This is a genomic window from Planctobacterium sp. AWH2_060 (assembly GCF_056158425.1).
Genome location: NZ_JBSWTG010000001.1, coordinates 14,538 through 30,147, shown reverse-complemented (window position 1 = coordinate 30,147; position 15,610 = coordinate 14,538). Strand labels below are relative to the sequence as shown.

Sequence of the window (15,610 nt, the reverse complement as noted above, 5' to 3'; positions counted from 1 at the left end):
CACTCAGTTCTTAATGTTCACGAGTTTGATGGAAAACCACATCAGGATGACGTTCCTGAGTAATAGACAGGTTGACCATAGTAGGCGCAATGTAAGTCAGGTTATCACCACCATCCAAGGCCAGGTTGGCCTGTGTTTTACGGCGTAACTCTTCCAGGTGCTTCTCTTGTTTCGCTGAAACCCAGCGAGCCGTTGTCACATTAACGTGCTCATACAAGGCGTCCACATTGTATTCCGCTTTAAGACGCGCTACGACCACATCAAACTGCAGCACACCGACTGCACCCACGATTAAGTCATTGTTCATTAGCGGTCGGAATACCTGTACTGCGCCTTCTTCGGACAGCTGAATAAGACCTTTTAACAATTGCTTTTGCTTCAGCGGATCACGCAGACGAATGCGTTTAAACAGTTCCGGAGCAAAGTTGGGAATACCGGTAAACTGTATCTTTTCACCCGAGGTAAAGGTATCCCCTATCTGGATAGTACCGTGATTGTGTAATCCGATTATGTCACCGGCATAGGCTTCTTCCAGTACCGAACGGTCACCCGCCAGGAAGGTTACGGCATCCGAGATGCGCACGTCTTTACCGATGCGGGTGTGGTGCATCTTCATGCCCTTTTCATATTTACCCGACACGATGCGACAGAAGGCAATACGGTCGCGGTGTTTGGGATCCATATTCGCCTGGATCTTAAAAATAAAGCCGGTAAACTTGCTCTCGTCAGAAGACACTTCCCGTTCGTGGGTTTGACGAGACTGTGGCTTAGGAGCCCATTCCGTCAATCCATCCAGCATGTGGTCAACACCAAAGTTACCCAATGCGGTACCGAAGAATACCGGTGATAATTCGCCACGCAAAAACTCTTCCTGATCGAATTCATGGCTGGCCCCTTGCACCAGTTCCAACATTTCTCTTAGTTCTTCGGCGTAACTGCCAATGGCTTCGTCCAGTTCCGGATTGTCCAGCCCCTTAATGATGCGGCTGTCCTGAATAGTATGTCCCTGACCGGTTTTGTACAGAATGGTTTCATCCCGCAACAGGTGATAAACACCTTTAAACTCCTTGCCCATGCCAATCGGCCAGGTGATAGGCGCACATTTAATGTTTAGTACATCTTCTACTTCATCCAACAATTCCAGCGGGTCGCGAATGTCACGGTCCAGCTTGTTCATAAAAGTGATGATGGGAGTAGTACGCAGACGGGTAACTTCCATTAGTTTAATGGTTCTGGCCTCAACACCTTTGGCGGAATCGATAACCATCAGACAGGAATCTACCGCGGTTAATGTGCGATAAGTATCTTCTGAGAAGTCTTCGTGTCCAGGTGTGTCCAGCAGGTTAACCAGGTTGTCACCGTAAGGAAATTGCATTACCGAGGTGGTCACAGAGATACCACGCTCTTTTTCCATTTCCATCCAGTCGGATTTAGCATGCTGACCTGATTTTTTGCCCTTGACCGTACCCGCTGTTTGCAGCGCGTTTCCGAACAACAATACCTTTTCGGTAATGGTGGTTTTACCGGCATCAGGGTGAGAGATAATGGCAAAAGTACGTCGCTTGTCGACTTCTTTTTGATAGGTCATTACAGGTTAACATTCCGAACGGTTAAATTGGCCGGGAAGTATACCGATTTCGCCCTAAAAAGCCAGTTAAGCGGGGGATAAAGGGCTATTTTCCCAGTTCAATTTTCATGATTAAGGCGTCTTCTTTTCCGTCCGCCAGAGGATAGTAGTTTTTGCGGGTTTCGATTGTTTCAAACCCCATGTCTTGATAGAGCGCAATGGCAGGCTTATTGGACACCCGCACTTCCAACCAGGCATCAAGGGCCTGCCTTTTATTACACTCTAACAGAAAGTGCTTAACCAGCTCTCGGCCAAGCCCCTGCCCTCGACTCGTCTGTGCCACTCCGATATCCATCAAGGTAGCTTCAACCGCGGCTAACAAGCCAACATAATAGCCCTGAACCACGTCATTCTCATCCACAAGCTGCCAGGCAAAATAAGGAGCCGTCAGGCAATCTGCAAAGACTTTTCTGGACCAGGGAAAGGCATGACAGGCAGTTTGCAACTTAAAAGCTGCGTCGTAACTTTCCGGTGAAATTTGCTGAAATTGTAGATGGTTCACGACAGATTTTTTTGAGCTTGTGACAAGTGCTGCCAAAGTCGCTTTTTAGCCTCTGGAGATTTGAGCGCTTGTTCCGAATACACCTGCTCTGAAGTCTTTGCGAATTCGGATTTATCGCAAATAACGCCCCTGTACTGCACCGGCTCATCATAAGCTTTAGTAACGTAGGGAATGCCCAACAGATTGAATGCCTGCTCAATATCAGCTTGCAATGTCCTGGAAGTGCATTGCAATAACCATTCGTTCAACACCTTAGGTGCTGGCTCGGCTTGAGGTAGGCTTTGCTCTGTAATTTCAGGTGTATCTTGCTGTACAGGCTTTTGCTTTGTTAAATCCCCGGAGAGCCTTTTCAGTAAATCAGAGGCAGTTTCTTTTGAGGCGGCTGCTGGAGCCGGTGCTGACACTTCCATATTACCAGACTGCGAAGACTCGCTGAGGTCGATGTCCAACGATTCAGCGACTTCAGAACTGAGTGCTGCAGCATCTGACAGACTCCAAGCGTCTATGCCCAATTCTCGCAATGTGTATTTTTGAAACTCTGAATGAGATTGAAAGGATTCTTTGGCCTGGCTCATGCTAGTTGCTCTCCAGTGCTAAAGTTGCTGTTTTAAAGCAGGTCGAGTCGCAAGAAAAGTGGCAGGGGTGGAGGGACTCGAACCCCCAACCATCGGTTTTGGAGACCGCTGTTCTACCAATTGGAACTACACCCCTGTCGTGTTTAAGACGCTGAAAGTGTCCTAACACTGGACGCGGCATTATACTGAGAGTTTTCCAAAGGTAAAGGCTTTTGTGATGCAAGTTAATCTGTTCGCTGACTTATTGTTCAGACATCTTGTCTAACAGTTGTTCTCTCAGGGTTTCAATGTCTGCATCTGTCAAATCGTAACGCTCCAGAATCGCATCTTCCACCGCTTCCCATTCGTTATCTGATGTGGAGTCAGTTTTCTCCACATGGACACCATGACGTGCCAGTTTCAGAATACTCATTAAATCCAATCCGGTGTCAGATAGCTCCCCGGATGTATAAAGCCCTTCAACATCTTGCTGATAGTAAATGGTTTCCACCATGACGGCGGGCAACTTCCATTTCTGCGCTAATACGGCACTCATAGTAGTGTGCGAAGTGCCAAATCTGTTGCGTTCTTCATCAGCGGCGGCAAGCCAGCCTTGCTGCTCGGCCATGGCCATAACTTGGCCATACTCGGGAAACTCCATCAGCATTACCGGGATACCTGCGTTGTGGAATAGCCCCAGCATATAGGCGTGATCTTTTAATGTGGTTTTATCTAACAGGTCTGCGGCGATAGAGGCCCCATTAGCAATTTTTGAGGCCGTATCCCAAAACGCCGCCAACTGCTCAGTCTCACCAACCGCCGTTTTTAACGCCACAGACTTAACCAGCGGCAACAAACGTTTTAATCCCAGCGTCATCACCGCTTGTTGAATAGATTGAATTTCGCGACTGCGACGAAACACCGGGGAGTTCACCACTTGTAACACGGCTGCGGAAATACCTACATCGGCAGTAATGATGGCGGCAATTTTGCTCACATCAGGCTCTGGCTTTTTGCTCTCTTCGCCAATTTTAATCAGGGTTTCCGGCCTGGGCGGAATAGTCACTTTTTGCAGAATAGCTTTTTCTTGAGCAGTAATAGTGATCGCCATAAATCTCAGTCCTGCATAGATTTATTGATGTGATTATAGGCGTTATGCCACAACTCTGCGGTAAAATCTACTACCGCTAACATTTGTTGAGTTCGGGAAATTGTTGTATCAACATCAGACTGAACCTGTCGTGCGTAGTGTTGCAGAAATAAGCTTTGCTCAGTCTCATCAAACCTGTTCACCTGAATACAGGCAGCTAAATCAAAATAGCGATTGCCCAATGCGGCGTATTCCCAGTCCAAAATGGTGAGTCCATCTTGCCGCTGAATCAAATGGGAGGCATGTAAGTCATTGTGACAAAAGCACAACTCGTTGTGCTCTTCAAAAAGTGCCAATAACTCCCTGATTTTACCTGCGTAATCAAAATTATCGAGATTCCCCAACTCCATGTAGCGCTGCCATTCAGCCTTTAAATCGAGGGACTCGCAATCGACTTTTAACGCGTGAATTTGTGCCATGGCCTCAGCAAGCTTTTGACCATCGACGAAATCGTGATTGGGTTTTTCTCGCTGCTCCCCCACCCACTCTTCCAGCCAAAAGGACTCGCAATCTGACAATGCTTCAGGTTTTGGTGCCAGATTTTGTGCAGCTATTTGGCGTTGCAGAAAGAATTGTTTCGGTCTGGAAACCACCTGCAATTGGTTGGTTTGAAATACTTTAAGGAACCATGTTTGCTGCGTATCTACACGGTAGTGCAGATTGGTACCATGGGAAGCGTAAGGAACTAATTGGAATTTGCTGGTATTGAGGGCATTTTCCAGAAATTTTGTAATAGCAGAAACTGACATTAACTTGTCACTGCACGCTCATCAATTTGACGGTAAGAACGCCAGTTAAAGAATCCCCATACAGAAATGATTGCAACGCCAAGGTACATGATGGAGGTTTGCCATAATTGTTCGTCATAAAAGAGTACGCCATTAGCCGCATTCAGTGCTATCCAGTATAACCAGCTTTCTATCTTACGATAAATCGTCAGGATGGTGGCATAGATGCTAAATGCAATCACAATGGCTTCAATAGTGGGTTTGCCGCTCTCAAAATAAGACGGCAGCAACAAACTGATACCACAGGCAAATAGCCCTACAATAATGCTTGAGATTAACAACTTACGTTTATCTGAATAAGTAAAAACACTGATGCCATCGGGCTTTTTTTCTTCCAGCCAGTTGGACCAACCCCAAACAGACATCAACATAAATAATATATTTAACACCACCTGGCCGGGTAAGTGAGCGCCGATTAAAATGAAGGTGTAAAGAAATGAGGTGAGAAACCCCGCTGCCCAACACAAAATAAGGCCTTTGGCACTTAACACCACGTAGGTCAAAAAACAGCATATTGCCAATATTTCGGTAACGGGATGGGTGGCAATATCAATCAGCATGCTTATATTCTTATTGTTATCCGCTTAAGTGGTTTATTGTCAGAATCCGTACCCTTTGCTAATTTCGTTAGCTAACAACCCTGTCTTCTAACCGCCAGTTTAGATAACCTTTTACCGAAAACACAACATAAATTAAAAATAAAACCGTGGTCAGGAACAACTCCTGTTGAAAACACAACCAGGCAGTAAAGCTATTTATGAAAAACCAGTACAACCAATTTTCCAGTATTTTCTGGGTCAGCATATAGGTGACAAAAGCACTGTATACCGCTATGGCCACATCCAGGAACAGGATGGCTTCGGAACTGAGAAACTGTACTATCTGAAATAACAATACCGACACCCAGAACAAGCCTAACATGACTTCAATATTGCGGGTTAGGCCCCACCGTTGAACCTGATTAGGCTCGGTTTGATCCATCTTCCGCCAGGTCAACCAACCATAGACAGCCATTAGCAAGTACCAGGCATTGAGTACTGACTGAAAAAACAAACTGGTTTCCCAAAAAATCCAGGTGTAAAGCGCCGTGCTGGCCAAAGCAAATGGCCAGCACCAGAGCTGTTGTCTGGCAGCAAAATGCACATATAACAACGAGCACAGCACCGCCACAACTTCCGCAAAAGACTGCGCTATTAGCTGTTGCCAAAGCAGCTCCATCACAATTCGAGATCACTGTTTAAAAATTTACAGACAAACACCGCCTTATTGGTTTCCTGAAAGGTTTGCAGTATTTCGGATTTCAACACGGCCATAACCGCATTAAATTCCCCTGTCATTTGTGTGCTCATGGCATTGGTTTTAACCATCACCTGTTGTGCCTGAGCCAGCCGCTCTACCGTGGCTTTAATGATTTCCAGATAACCATCGGCCAATGGGTACAAACTGACTTCCACTGAAATATTCATGACGCCTCCTTAAAAACGATAATCGACTGTGACGCCCAACTGACGCCCGTTGCCAAACTGCAGATAGGGTTCCGGGGTTTCGTAAAAGTCACGCGGATCATTACTGAAACCACCAAACCCTCTGACAAATACCTCTTTGTTGAAAATGTTTTTACCCCAGATGGACAGTGTCCAGTCCTGCCAATCGCGGGTTAAATTAAAGTGCCACAAGGTATAATCGCCCGACTCCACTTCATGACCGTCAGAAAATCGATAGCTGGCTTTGCCATCCGCTTCTACCGTTAAACGCCAGTGTTCAGCAAAGTCCAGATTAAAGCCTATATTATACATATAGCTAGGAGATTGCGCCTGGTCCTGCTCATCGATGTATTCACCTTTCGCGTTGGTATACCCTTCAAAACTGGCATCCAGAAGTCCCAAGTTCGAGAAAATCTCAAAATTTTCCGTCAATTGGTAGTAACTTTCAACTTCCAGACCGAAGTTCTTACCAATATCGGCATTAGCAATAACATCAACAAAGCTCACCGCATTGTTGTCGGTGTTGGGTTCAACTACAAAGTCACTAATTTGGGTGTTTTCTCGTTCCATGTAGAAGAGTGAAAAGCCCACATATGCGGCATCATCAAAGTATTGCTTGGCACCGAACTCATAGTTCCAGGTGTATTCACCTTCGAAGTAGATATCTTCCTGAGGCACCCGAGGGTCGGTATTAAAACCGCCTAACTTGTAGCCGCGATTAACACTGATGTAGGACATTACATCTTTAGTTAACTGGTAATCCAGTACAGCGCGTCCACCTACAAAGGTATCGTCTTTGCTATCGACAAAACCGGCGTTATCACTGTAATCAATGCTGGCCTCTTCAAGTCTTAAACCCAGGGTCAGGGTTAACTTGTCAGTCAACTGAGGGTAAATTTCACCATAGATAGCTTTGTTATCCAAAGCATAATCACTGCTGAAGTCAGTGTCCGCATAAGTATATTCTCTTAGCAAATCCTCATCAGTAGACTTGAAGTAAAGGCCCACTACCCAATCGGTTTCAATACCAGAGAAATTTAAAGGCTCTGCGGACATCAGTCTCAAATCCAGACTATCGGTGTCGCGCTCTCTGAAGTAATGATCGGTAGATGAATATTCCCAGGGATGAAAACCAACATAGGTCCAGTCTTCATCATAGCCGTAGTCTAAATCAGAGTCGCTGGTAGCCAATGTTGTTTCCAGAGTCACCTTGTCCATTTTCCATTGCAGTTTAGTGCTGAATGCCACGGTTTCCTGTCGATCAAACCCAGGTTCATCCGAAATCGTGGTGCGAATGTTATCCAAAGAAAAGGCATCATAGCCATTGTCTACATCGTAATAATGCAGCGCGAAATCAAGGGTAATATCGTCGGTTGGCAAATAGCGCACTTTCAGGCGTGAAGAAAACTCATCAACATTATCGGTGTCGTCGCGATCCAGATAATCATTGCGTATGTAACCATCGCTGACGTAATGCTGCACTGCGGCGCGATATTGCCACTGCTCGTTAATAGCGTTGCCATAAGCAGCAGCCAGATTGTAGCTGTCTTTTTGCGCTACCGAGACACTGGCTTTGCCGCTCTCGATTCCATCCGGGTCGAAGGTTTTTAACTTGATGACGCCCGCCAGTGAAGAAGAGCCGAAAGCAGTACCCTGAGGGCCTTTTAGCACTTCCACCTGTTCAACATCAAATAAAGTTGCAATCGCCATAGTGCCTGAAAAGTCCAGATCATCTACGAAAAAACCTACCGATGGATTATAGGGTTCAGTGAATTGGCTGCGCTCACCAATACCGCGAATTTGCACAAAACGGGCTCTACCGGCACCACTATTAAAATTCACGTTTGGTGCACTGTCTAACATCTCACTTAAAAACTGCGCCTGACGTTGTTCAATATCTTGCGCAGATAAAATGCTGGTACTGGCTGGAAGTTCGTTTTCAGATAATCCGCGAAAGTCAGAGGTAATAACAATATGTTCAATAGATTTGGATAAGAGGTCAGCGTCCTGTGCCCAGGCTGAAGGCCCTGTCGATGCGGCAACGGCTAAACTGACTAATGACGTTTTAAAAAATGTATTCACGGTAGGATCTCTTCCTGTTTAAACATGAAAAGATCCGGCATTTCGGCTATATGATGAGAAACAATATATGTTGTACCATCCCTACGCCGGTATTATCCGGATCAGGTCTGGGGTTTTGATTTGCAAGCAAATCAATCTCAGCGCTTTTTTGCACCCCCTGGCTGCACAAAAATGATCAGAATTTGTACTCTGCATCATAATTTGCAAGCGCATGGTAACACTGAATCAGTGGGATACCAGCCATTTTTTTATGAAGCTAATTTATGATGCCGAACTCATGGGCAATTTTCATACCTATTTTATTTAAAATCTCCTTATTTATTGAATTTTGCAGCATTTTTTTGCTAAAAGATGAACTGTTAGCCTAAAAATGGACTTTACAGCGTCGATACATAACTGAGCTATTAGGCGAAAAAGCCAGAAAATGCTCTTTTCGCCCAAGAGCTACACACCTCTCCGTGTACCTTATACATGTGAACAGGGAGAGTTCAAATCTGATGAAATCGAGGAAATATAGATGAAAATGTTGAGTACAAAAACAGCAATATCATGCTTGGTGTTAGCTTCTTTGGTAGGAAGTGTGAATGCTCAGGAAACAGCAAACTCTACTGCTTCAGTAACCATTCAAAACTCATTTACTTTAGCAGAATCGCAAGCGCTTAACTTCGGTACTATTACGGTACAGGGTGAACAGGATACTGATGCAACATTAGATGGTACCGTTCAGGCACAGGTGACTGTTTTTGCAAACGGCAGTACACCTACTTCAGGCTCTACGGGTACGACTGATACTGACGCCGGTGATAGAGATGCTTCAGCAACTATCATCACAGCGGGTCAGCCTGCTATCTTTGATATCTCTGGTGCAGCGGCCTTTACAACATTAACCATCTCTGTTCCAGCCGATGATTCAGTGACACTTTCGGCGCCTTCAGCACCACCTTCAAACGGCACATTCACCATTACTGGCGCGGATCTCTACGATAACGCCAATGGTACAGACATTACTGTATCTTCTGATGCTGGCACCATAACTACTGATGCCGGCGGTGCGGCTCAGTTTGCCTTTGGAGCAATACTAAACACTGAAGATGCAACGGGTGCAAATACCACTTCGTACATCGATGAAACGTATACCGGCAGTTATGCTATTACGGTTTCATACTAAGTGATTCGGGTGCGAGACCAGTTCTCGCACCTTATCCAGCCCGAATTCACTTGTGACCGACCAGAGCACGATTATGTAGAACAAGTATCGTCAAGCTAAGGTCAACACGCTCTAATTATTAAAAATATAATTATCAATTAATTAGCGAGTCATTGAGTCACCTTTTAATGCGTACCCTGATAATGTTCGGCTTAACATTTTGCATCACCAATGCAGTTGCTTCAGAGCAGAAGCAAGAGCCAGGCTTCTATCAATCACAAAAATTTCGCACCCTGGTAAACAACATTCAGACTAAATATGACGCCATGGTTACTGTGCAGCTGAGGGATGACACAACCGGCAATGAACGATTTGTCGAGGGAGAAGAACTCTTTGTCACTACGCAAATTGGTGATTACCTGTTTGGGGAAATGTTCGCCAAAAAGAATAGTTCCAATGTCAGGTTTGCATTAAGCAGTTTTGTTGAAATTTTAGACTTCCCGATTGAAATTCAGAACAAGCCTTTCAAAGCTGAAGGATGGTATGTCGCTGAAAACAATCACTTTGCCCTGTCCCGGGCGGATCAAAACGAGTTATGGGTCACCATTAATGAAGAAACTTACCTGGTTCCTGATGACGCCTACGAGTTAACTGAAGACGAAATTTACATTGACGCCGACACCCTTTCAGTGTGGTTTGAAATCAAGATGAGTTTTGATTTTATTGACCTGATGGTGGTTTTAGCGCCGAAACAACCCCTTCCCATTCAGCGTCGCCTGGAACGGCAGAATCGCAATCTCAATAGAAATCAGCGGAGCCCTTTGCCTGTCTTACCACCAAAAGAAGATACCGGCTATACCGCAATATCGCCGCAAACACTGGATGCCTTAGTCAGCGTCAGTTATAACAACGACCAGCTCTCAACCTTGTATAGTCTGCAAGGCGGCCGTGACCTGGCCTATTTCCATTCTAACTTTTTTCTCTCCGGCACTGATAATGACCCTCTGACGGACGCCCGTTTGGTGTTTTCCAAAGAATCAAATCAAAAAGATCTGTTAGGTCCGTTGAATGCCGCCAGACTGGAAATCGGGGATATCACGGGCACGAGAGTGGGCGGGGCCACAACCGGCGCGCAATCCAGAGGGGTTGCTATCTCAAATGTGGCTTCCAACGCCTTAAATGACATTGATTTTACCAATCTGGTGGGTGACATTGCGCAAGACTGGGACGTTGAACTATACCGCAATGGTATTTTACTTGATCAACGTTTACGGGTGCAGACTGGCCGATACGAATTTAATGATGTGCCTTTGATTTATGGGGTCAATGATTTTGAGTTGGTGTTTTATGGTCCTCAGGGCCAGGTCAGAACAGAACAAACACAATACATCATTGAAGGCAATCTGCTGGGTAGCAACGAAATTCAATATGACCTGTCGTTAGAAGATGTGGGAAGTTCATTTTTAAATGTCGGAAGCAACGAGAGTGACTCTGCGATAAACCCCGGATACCGGTTGAGTGGAAAATACAGCTTTGGCCTGTCGGATTCCCTTTCAGCCCGAGTGGGCCACACCAATGTGTTCGGTGGCGACAGCGACTCTAATACTTATTCTGCAGGTGGCAGCCTGACTATCAACAATGATTTTTTACTCGGAAGTGATCTAACCTACAATGATGCAGGCACGGCCAATATCAATGTAAGTGCCCGCACCAATGTCTATGATCAGTCTGCCAATCTCAACGTACAATACAGCGAGACAGGCTTAGATACTGATAATAAAGCCACCCAGTCAGATGTCCGTTTCACCGTTGCAGGCCCACTTTGGCAAGGTACAAGTCAACAATTGACCCATTCCACCCGCCTGAACTACAGCAACAAATTTGACGGCGATCAGCTTGCCTCAATCAGTTCCAATCTGGCCTACAGGTTGCCGGGTTACTCCATTAATACCAACCTTGATTATGCCCAAATCAAGACTGCGGAAGAGAATATTGATTCATTACAAGGGGGCATCAGTGCTCAAACTAATTTTGGTGACGTATTTACCCGATTTTTGATCAATTATTCGCTACTGGATGACCCCAAACTGCTGTCCGCAGGCACCCAATTTAGCTGGAGCCTTACCGACAATATCAAAAGCCGGCTAAACCTGGACTACAACTTTGACCAATCAGTAAGCCGAGTTCGCTGGCAAGCCAGCCTCAATCAGGACAGTTACAGTCTGGCAACAAACCTGGCCTGGGATGATCTCAGTAAATTCTCTATGAGTGTGCAAACGCGATTTAGCTTCGGCTATGCCGGCAATGGAACAGGTTATTTTTTGTCCAGTAAACAACTAAGCAGCCGGGGCTCTCTGGTGGTCAGGGTTTTCCATGACGAAAATGCCAATGGTATATATGAAGAAGGAGAACCATTACTGGAAGGCGTATCCGTTAATGCCAAACAGATTTACGGTAAAGCCAGCACCAACGAAACCGGCGTTGCGGTGTTAGCCGCGCTGTCAACAGCCCGCGCGACCGATATTCAGTTGGATGTATCCACATTGCCGGACGCCTTTATGATCCCTGCTATCCCGGGTATTTCCATCACCCCAAGACCCGGGTTTGTTGATACTTTTGACTTTCCGGTAGTTTATGGCAGCGATATCGAGGGCATCGTCAGTATCTATGCTGACGACGACGAAGAAAGCGCCGCCTACGCCACCGTCGAGCTTTTGAATAGTGATGGCGATGTTATTAAACAAATAGACGCGGAATACGACGGGTACTACTTGTTTTCCGAAGTGCACCCAGGCGATTACACTGTGCGGGTATCTCCTACTTATTCTGAAAATAAGAACTTAGTTCAGCCAGACGTGCAAACCGTGACACTGGATCACGAAGGCGACCTTGTCTCAGGTCTCGACTTTGGTTTAGCACGAAAGCAATATGAGACTGGCTACACCATGAACCTTGGACGATTTAATTCGCTCACCATGCTCAAAGTTTTCTGGCAACTAAGGAAAAAGCGTCTCAAGTCATTCATTCAAGGCTTAACCCCCTTTTACTGGCGCGACGATATAACCAATGAATACCAACTCAATGTAGGCTTTTTTGAGTTGATTGATGAACCCGACAACTTATGCAAATTACTCATTACAGCGGATTTAAACTGCCAGCCTATTGACTTACAGGTATTGCAAAAGTGAATTCCATTTCAAACTCAGGTTGCATCCACAACACAAGGCTTTATATTGGAAATCCACTGTTTATGAATAATACAGGGGCGCACTGGCGCATCGTGACGCAACTTCGCAGACAAGGATATCAACAACCGTGAAAAACTATGTCATCAAACTTACTATTTTGGCCTTTGGCTTTTTGAGTCTGGCAATCAGAGCTGATCTGAATTTATTACAGCCTTTAAATTTCGGTACTGTGGCTGTAGTCAATAATGCTACGACACAATCAATCACCATTGATGAATTGGGCAATTACAGTATTTCTTCAGGACTAAGAACCTTAGAGCCCGGTGAGCCGGCCATATTTGAGGCCAGTGGATTCCCTGGCAACCTGCAATTATTCATCAGTTCATTGATTACTCAGGCAAATACGAACTCGGTGATTTATTCACCGGAACAATTTACCCTAACTCAGCTACACACTCAGTCATCGGTGATCACCGCTGGCGACGGTACCGCTGAAATTATTGTTGGTGGCACAATGGTGACATCGGGCTCAGGCACCCTCAACTTCGTTGACACCACCTACACCTCTGATTTACGCATTACAATTAATTACTAAACCCGGAAAACGTTATGAATCCAGTTAACCTGATTACGTCCTTATTATTCATTGTTTCACTGTTAGCCTCCGGCTTTGTTTCTGCGAGTCTACTGATAACACCAACCCGCGTTGCCTTCGAAGAGCGGGACCGAAGCGCCAGGGTAACAATTTTAAACTCCAGCAATAAAGAGCAAAGCTACCGCCTTGAATTGTTTGATCAGAAAGCTTCTGAAAGCGGCCCATACGTGCAACTTACCGAAGACGAGAAAGAGAACTTTCCCTCAGCACAAAGTTTTCTGCGCTTTTCTCCCAGACAGGTCACTCTGAAACCAGGCGAACGTCAAACGGTTAAAGTCATTGCGCGTCGAACCAAGGATTTAATGGATGGCGAATATCGTTCTCATCTGCAATTCACGGCCCTGCCACCCAAAGAAGAAAATGAAAGCTCAGGGCAAATGCAAATCAAGCTCAACTTACTGCTTAGCTATAGTATTCCAATCATTTTGCGTAAGGGAGCAAAAGATGTTCAGGTTGAAATCAATGAAGTAACGCTACTAAGTCCCGGGGAGAACCAAAACAACTGGCAGGCCTCTGTGAATCTTAGCAGAAGCGGTTTACACAGCCCCACCGGGAGATTGCTTGCCTACCTGGTGAACGACAAAGGGGTACACAGACAGGTGGGCGTACTTAACGGTCTGAACATCTTCACAGAATTAAACAAGCGACAGGCAAATATTATTTTGCCGGATTTTAAAGCATCCCGGCAGGATGCGCTGAAAATAATATACGAAGGGCAACAAGAGTATGCAGATACCCAGTTTGCCACCCGACAAATGCCAATTACCGATGTTGTTATTGTGGAATCTAAGTGACCAATAGTATGAGCGTTACTCATAAAATGTATAACGTGGTTCATTTATTGCTTAAACACTAAATAAAATTACAACAACAAAAAATTGACTCATACCAATTCCAGGAACGTCAAGGGATGGTAAAAACATATGTGCGCTAAAAAGGACAATCAAAACCGGACTAAAGGGTACTTAGCTGCCGCGGCCTCCATGTGCCTGTATATAACAGGATGCTCCACTAATGGGGGCCCAAACTCGGATGCCATTAACTCCCAAATCAGCCTGCAAAGTCGTTCGGAAATCAACAAACACATTCAGGAATGGGAAGAACTCAAGCCCGGTATTAAGCGCTTAGTGGCACTGGAATCCGATTTGAAATTTCTGATAGCGGAACTTGCCAAAGCCAACGACATATCAGACTCGCCAGTAAAACAACAGCCTGTGTATTCTCCTGCTGTGGCACTCAATAACAAACCAGAAACACCCGCCAGGGAAAGAGCCCCCGTTGCAGCTGCCAGCTTTTTCATCGATGAACCGTCAGAACAGATAGCAAAGCCAGTGAAAAAAGTTGAAGTGCCGCAACGCAAAGAACCTAAGCCTGTCAGCTCTCCTTTCAGCGAAGATCTGACTGACATAGCACAGACAGAGCCCAAAAGTGAAGTGACTGAGACAGCTCCCCCGCCGCCCACAGTTTCGCGCCCCCAACCCAGCCGGGACTTTGTAGCCAAATCGCCTATTTTTAGCCAAACCACAACGCAGTCATCTTCGATTGGCGGACCAGACAGATGCACACCGCCTGGTAACAGAAAAGTGGAAGGTAATGTTGCGCTACATCTGGCTTCTTACAGTAAAAAAGGGAACTTACAGCAAGGATGGGATTCGCTATACAATAAATTTAAAGAGGTATTGTGTTTGAGAAGCGCACGCTCTGAACTGGTCAATGTGCAGGGTAAAGACTATTACAGCTTGCGGGTTGGTCCTTATGCGTCACAGGATGAGGCCATTAAAGATTGCAGGATTTTAACCAGTAAAGGGCAATATTGTGCCTTGTCGCAATTTTCAGGTACCCGTATTAATTAGCGACTGTTGCACTTTGCTGGCGAACATTACTGTCGACATTGGCCGGCACACACACTGGCAAAAAGTGCCCTGAAAACGCAACCGCCCCGACCTGGTACGACCCAGGACGGCGAACGAGACCAAAACACTGATAACGAAAGCAGAAAGTATTTTCTGCTCTATTATCAGGGCAGATTTAACCTGCTCATTTCTTGTGCTGTGGCTTCTTCCAAATCTTCTAACGTGCGCCCATGAGGAGTAGGCAGTCGGGTTTCCGGGTCCACCATAACAAACACAATATCATCGGCAATACATATAGTTTTCTTTGTGGCTTTGTTGCGTACCAGGCAAGTTACCGTCAGTGAGGTTCTGCCCACTTTTTTGGTAGCGAGTCCAAACTCGACAACGTCACCTACGGCTGCAGAGGATTCGAAGCTGATAGCCCCCATATGTTTGGTTACCAAAAACTTGGTATCCAGCTGACACATAGCATAAATTGCGGCTTCTTCATCAATCCATTCTAACGCTCTTCCACCAAACAAGAAGTTGGCAAAATTCAGATCATTGGGCATCACCAAACGGCGGGAAAAAAATCTCATTC

Annotated in this window: 15 protein-coding genes, 1 tRNA gene and 1 riboswitch; of the genes, 5 read left to right on the top strand and 11 right to left on the bottom strand. The window is 45.6% G+C overall.

From position 1 onward, the window contains the following. Positions 1-10: 10 nt before the first annotated feature. The 10 genes from prfC to ACXAD8_RS00090 all read right to left on the bottom strand — a co-directional run bounded on the left by prfC (position 11) and on the right by ACXAD8_RS00090 (position 8,187). Entirely contained in the window at positions 11-1,588 is a 1,578-nt protein-coding gene (gene prfC, locus ACXAD8_RS00135; protein ID WP_475223814.1) for a peptide chain release factor 3, read from the bottom strand. Between the two features lie 85 nt (positions 1,589-1,673). Then, a complete protein-coding gene (gene rimI / locus ACXAD8_RS00130) occupies positions 1,674-2,129 on the bottom strand; it encodes a ribosomal protein S18-alanine N-acetyltransferase (protein WP_475223813.1) in 456 nt (151 codons plus the stop codon). After that, complete coding sequence (locus ACXAD8_RS00125; RefSeq protein ID WP_475223811.1) at positions 2,126-2,704, bottom strand: hypothetical protein; 579 nt, start codon at positions 2,702-2,704, stop codon at positions 2,126-2,128. The genes rimI and ACXAD8_RS00125 overlap by 4 nt, the downstream gene beginning before the upstream one ends. Positions 2,705-2,763: 59 nt before the next feature. After that, positions 2,764-2,840 (bottom strand) — tRNA-Trp (locus ACXAD8_RS00120). A 105-nt stretch (positions 2,841-2,945) separates the two neighbouring features. Further along, positions 2,946-3,794: an HDOD domain-containing protein gene (locus tag ACXAD8_RS00115; protein ID WP_475223809.1), complete on the bottom strand. Its 849-nt coding sequence runs from the start codon at positions 3,792-3,794 to the stop codon at positions 2,946-2,948. A gap of 5 nt (positions 3,795-3,799) precedes the next feature. Next, on the bottom strand, positions 3,800-4,582 hold the full coding sequence (locus ACXAD8_RS00110; protein ID WP_475223808.1) for a phosphotransferase: 783 nt from the start codon (positions 4,580-4,582) through the stop codon (positions 3,800-3,802). After that, positions 4,582-5,181 (bottom strand): nicotinamide riboside transporter PnuC, encoded by a 600-nt coding sequence (gene pnuC / locus ACXAD8_RS00105; protein WP_475223806.1) that lies wholly within the window; start codon positions 5,179-5,181, stop codon positions 4,582-4,584. Before pnuC (ACXAD8_RS00105) ends, ACXAD8_RS00110 begins: the two co-directional genes overlap by 1 nt. A 67-nt stretch (positions 5,182-5,248) precedes the next feature. Then, a complete protein-coding gene (gene pnuC / locus ACXAD8_RS00100; RefSeq protein ID WP_475232831.1) occupies positions 5,249-5,839 on the bottom strand; it encodes a nicotinamide riboside transporter PnuC in 591 nt (196 codons plus the stop codon). Beyond that, positions 5,839-6,087: a YkoF family thiamine/hydroxymethylpyrimidine-binding protein gene (locus tag ACXAD8_RS00095; RefSeq protein ID WP_475223805.1), complete on the bottom strand. Its 249-nt coding sequence runs from the start codon at positions 6,085-6,087 to the stop codon at positions 5,839-5,841. Before ACXAD8_RS00095 ends, pnuC (ACXAD8_RS00100) begins: the two co-directional genes overlap by 1 nt. 9 nt (positions 6,088-6,096) lie before the next feature. Continuing rightward, positions 6,097-8,187 (bottom strand): TonB-dependent receptor, encoded by a 2,091-nt coding sequence (locus ACXAD8_RS00090; protein WP_475223803.1) that lies wholly within the window; start codon positions 8,185-8,187, stop codon positions 6,097-6,099. A 61-nt stretch (positions 8,188-8,248) separates the two neighbouring features. Then, positions 8,249-8,355, bottom strand: a riboswitch (TPP riboswitch). A gap of 349 nt (positions 8,356-8,704) precedes the next feature. Here ACXAD8_RS00090 and ACXAD8_RS00085 point away from each other — a divergent pair. The 5 genes from ACXAD8_RS00085 to ACXAD8_RS00065 all read left to right on the top strand — a co-directional run bounded on the left by ACXAD8_RS00085 (position 8,705) and on the right by ACXAD8_RS00065 (position 15,030). Further along, entirely contained in the window at positions 8,705-9,355 is a 651-nt protein-coding gene (locus tag ACXAD8_RS00085) for a hypothetical protein (protein ID WP_475223801.1), read from the top strand. Between the two features lie 167 nt (positions 9,356-9,522). After that, a complete protein-coding gene (locus ACXAD8_RS00080; protein ID WP_475223800.1) occupies positions 9,523-12,522 on the top strand; it encodes a hypothetical protein in 3,000 nt (999 codons plus the stop codon). A 127-nt stretch (positions 12,523-12,649) separates the two neighbouring features. Further along, positions 12,650-13,117: a DUF4402 domain-containing protein gene (locus tag ACXAD8_RS00075; protein WP_475223798.1), complete on the top strand. Its 468-nt coding sequence runs from the start codon at positions 12,650-12,652 to the stop codon at positions 13,115-13,117. A gap of 14 nt (positions 13,118-13,131) precedes the next feature. Beyond that, positions 13,132-13,971 (top strand): fimbrial biogenesis chaperone, encoded by an 840-nt coding sequence (locus tag ACXAD8_RS00070; protein ID WP_475223797.1) that lies wholly within the window; start codon positions 13,132-13,134, stop codon positions 13,969-13,971. 129 nt (positions 13,972-14,100) lie between these two features. Next, the gene (locus tag ACXAD8_RS00065) at positions 14,101-15,030 is read left to right on the top strand and encodes an SPOR domain-containing protein (protein WP_475223795.1); all 930 of its coding nucleotides are present in this window, start codon (positions 14,101-14,103) and stop codon (positions 15,028-15,030) included. A gap of 164 nt (positions 15,031-15,194) precedes the next feature. Here the strand turns inward: ACXAD8_RS00065 and ACXAD8_RS00060 are convergent, their stop codons facing one another. Next, positions 15,195-15,608: an acyl-CoA thioesterase gene (locus tag ACXAD8_RS00060; protein ID WP_475223793.1), complete on the bottom strand. Its 414-nt coding sequence runs from the start codon at positions 15,606-15,608 to the stop codon at positions 15,195-15,197. Positions 15,609-15,610 lie beyond the last annotated feature (2 nt).

What these genes read in the sequence shown, in the direction of transcription:
- prfC (WP_475223814.1), bottom strand. Translation starts at nt 1,588, where the DNA reads ATGACCTATCAAAAAGAAGTCGACAAGCGACGTACTTTTGCCATTATC.
- ACXAD8_RS00125 (WP_475223811.1), bottom strand. Translation starts at nt 2,704, where the DNA reads ATGAGCCAGGCCAAAGAATCCTTTCAATCTCATTCAGAGTTTCAAAAA.
- ACXAD8_RS00115 (WP_475223809.1), bottom strand. Translation starts at nt 3,794, where the DNA reads ATGGCGATCACTATTACTGCTCAAGAAAAAGCTATTCTGCAAAAAGTG.
- ACXAD8_RS00110 (WP_475223808.1), bottom strand. Translation starts at nt 4,582, where the DNA reads ATGTCAGTTTCTGCTATTACAAAATTTCTGGAAAATGCCCTCAATACC.
- pnuC (WP_475223806.1), bottom strand. Translation starts at nt 5,181, where the DNA reads ATGCTGATTGATATTGCCACCCATCCCGTTACCGAAATATTGGCAATA.
- pnuC (WP_475232831.1), bottom strand. Translation starts at nt 5,839, where the DNA reads ATGGAGCTGCTTTGGCAACAGCTAATAGCGCAGTCTTTTGCGGAAGTT.
- ACXAD8_RS00095 (WP_475223805.1), bottom strand. Translation starts at nt 6,087, where the DNA reads ATGAATATTTCAGTGGAAGTCAGTTTGTACCCATTGGCCGATGGTTAT.
- ACXAD8_RS00085 (WP_475223801.1), top strand. Translation starts at nt 8,705, where the DNA reads ATGAAAATGTTGAGTACAAAAACAGCAATATCATGCTTGGTGTTAGCT.
- ACXAD8_RS00080 (WP_475223800.1), top strand. Translation starts at nt 9,523, where the DNA reads ATGCGTACCCTGATAATGTTCGGCTTAACATTTTGCATCACCAATGCA.
- ACXAD8_RS00070 (WP_475223797.1), top strand. Translation starts at nt 13,132, where the DNA reads ATGAATCCAGTTAACCTGATTACGTCCTTATTATTCATTGTTTCACTG.
- ACXAD8_RS00065 (WP_475223795.1), top strand. Translation starts at nt 14,101, where the DNA reads ATGTGCGCTAAAAAGGACAATCAAAACCGGACTAAAGGGTACTTAGCT.
- ACXAD8_RS00060 (WP_475223793.1), bottom strand. Translation starts at nt 15,608, where the DNA reads ATGAGATTTTTTTCCCGCCGTTTGGTGATGCCCAATGATCTGAATTTT.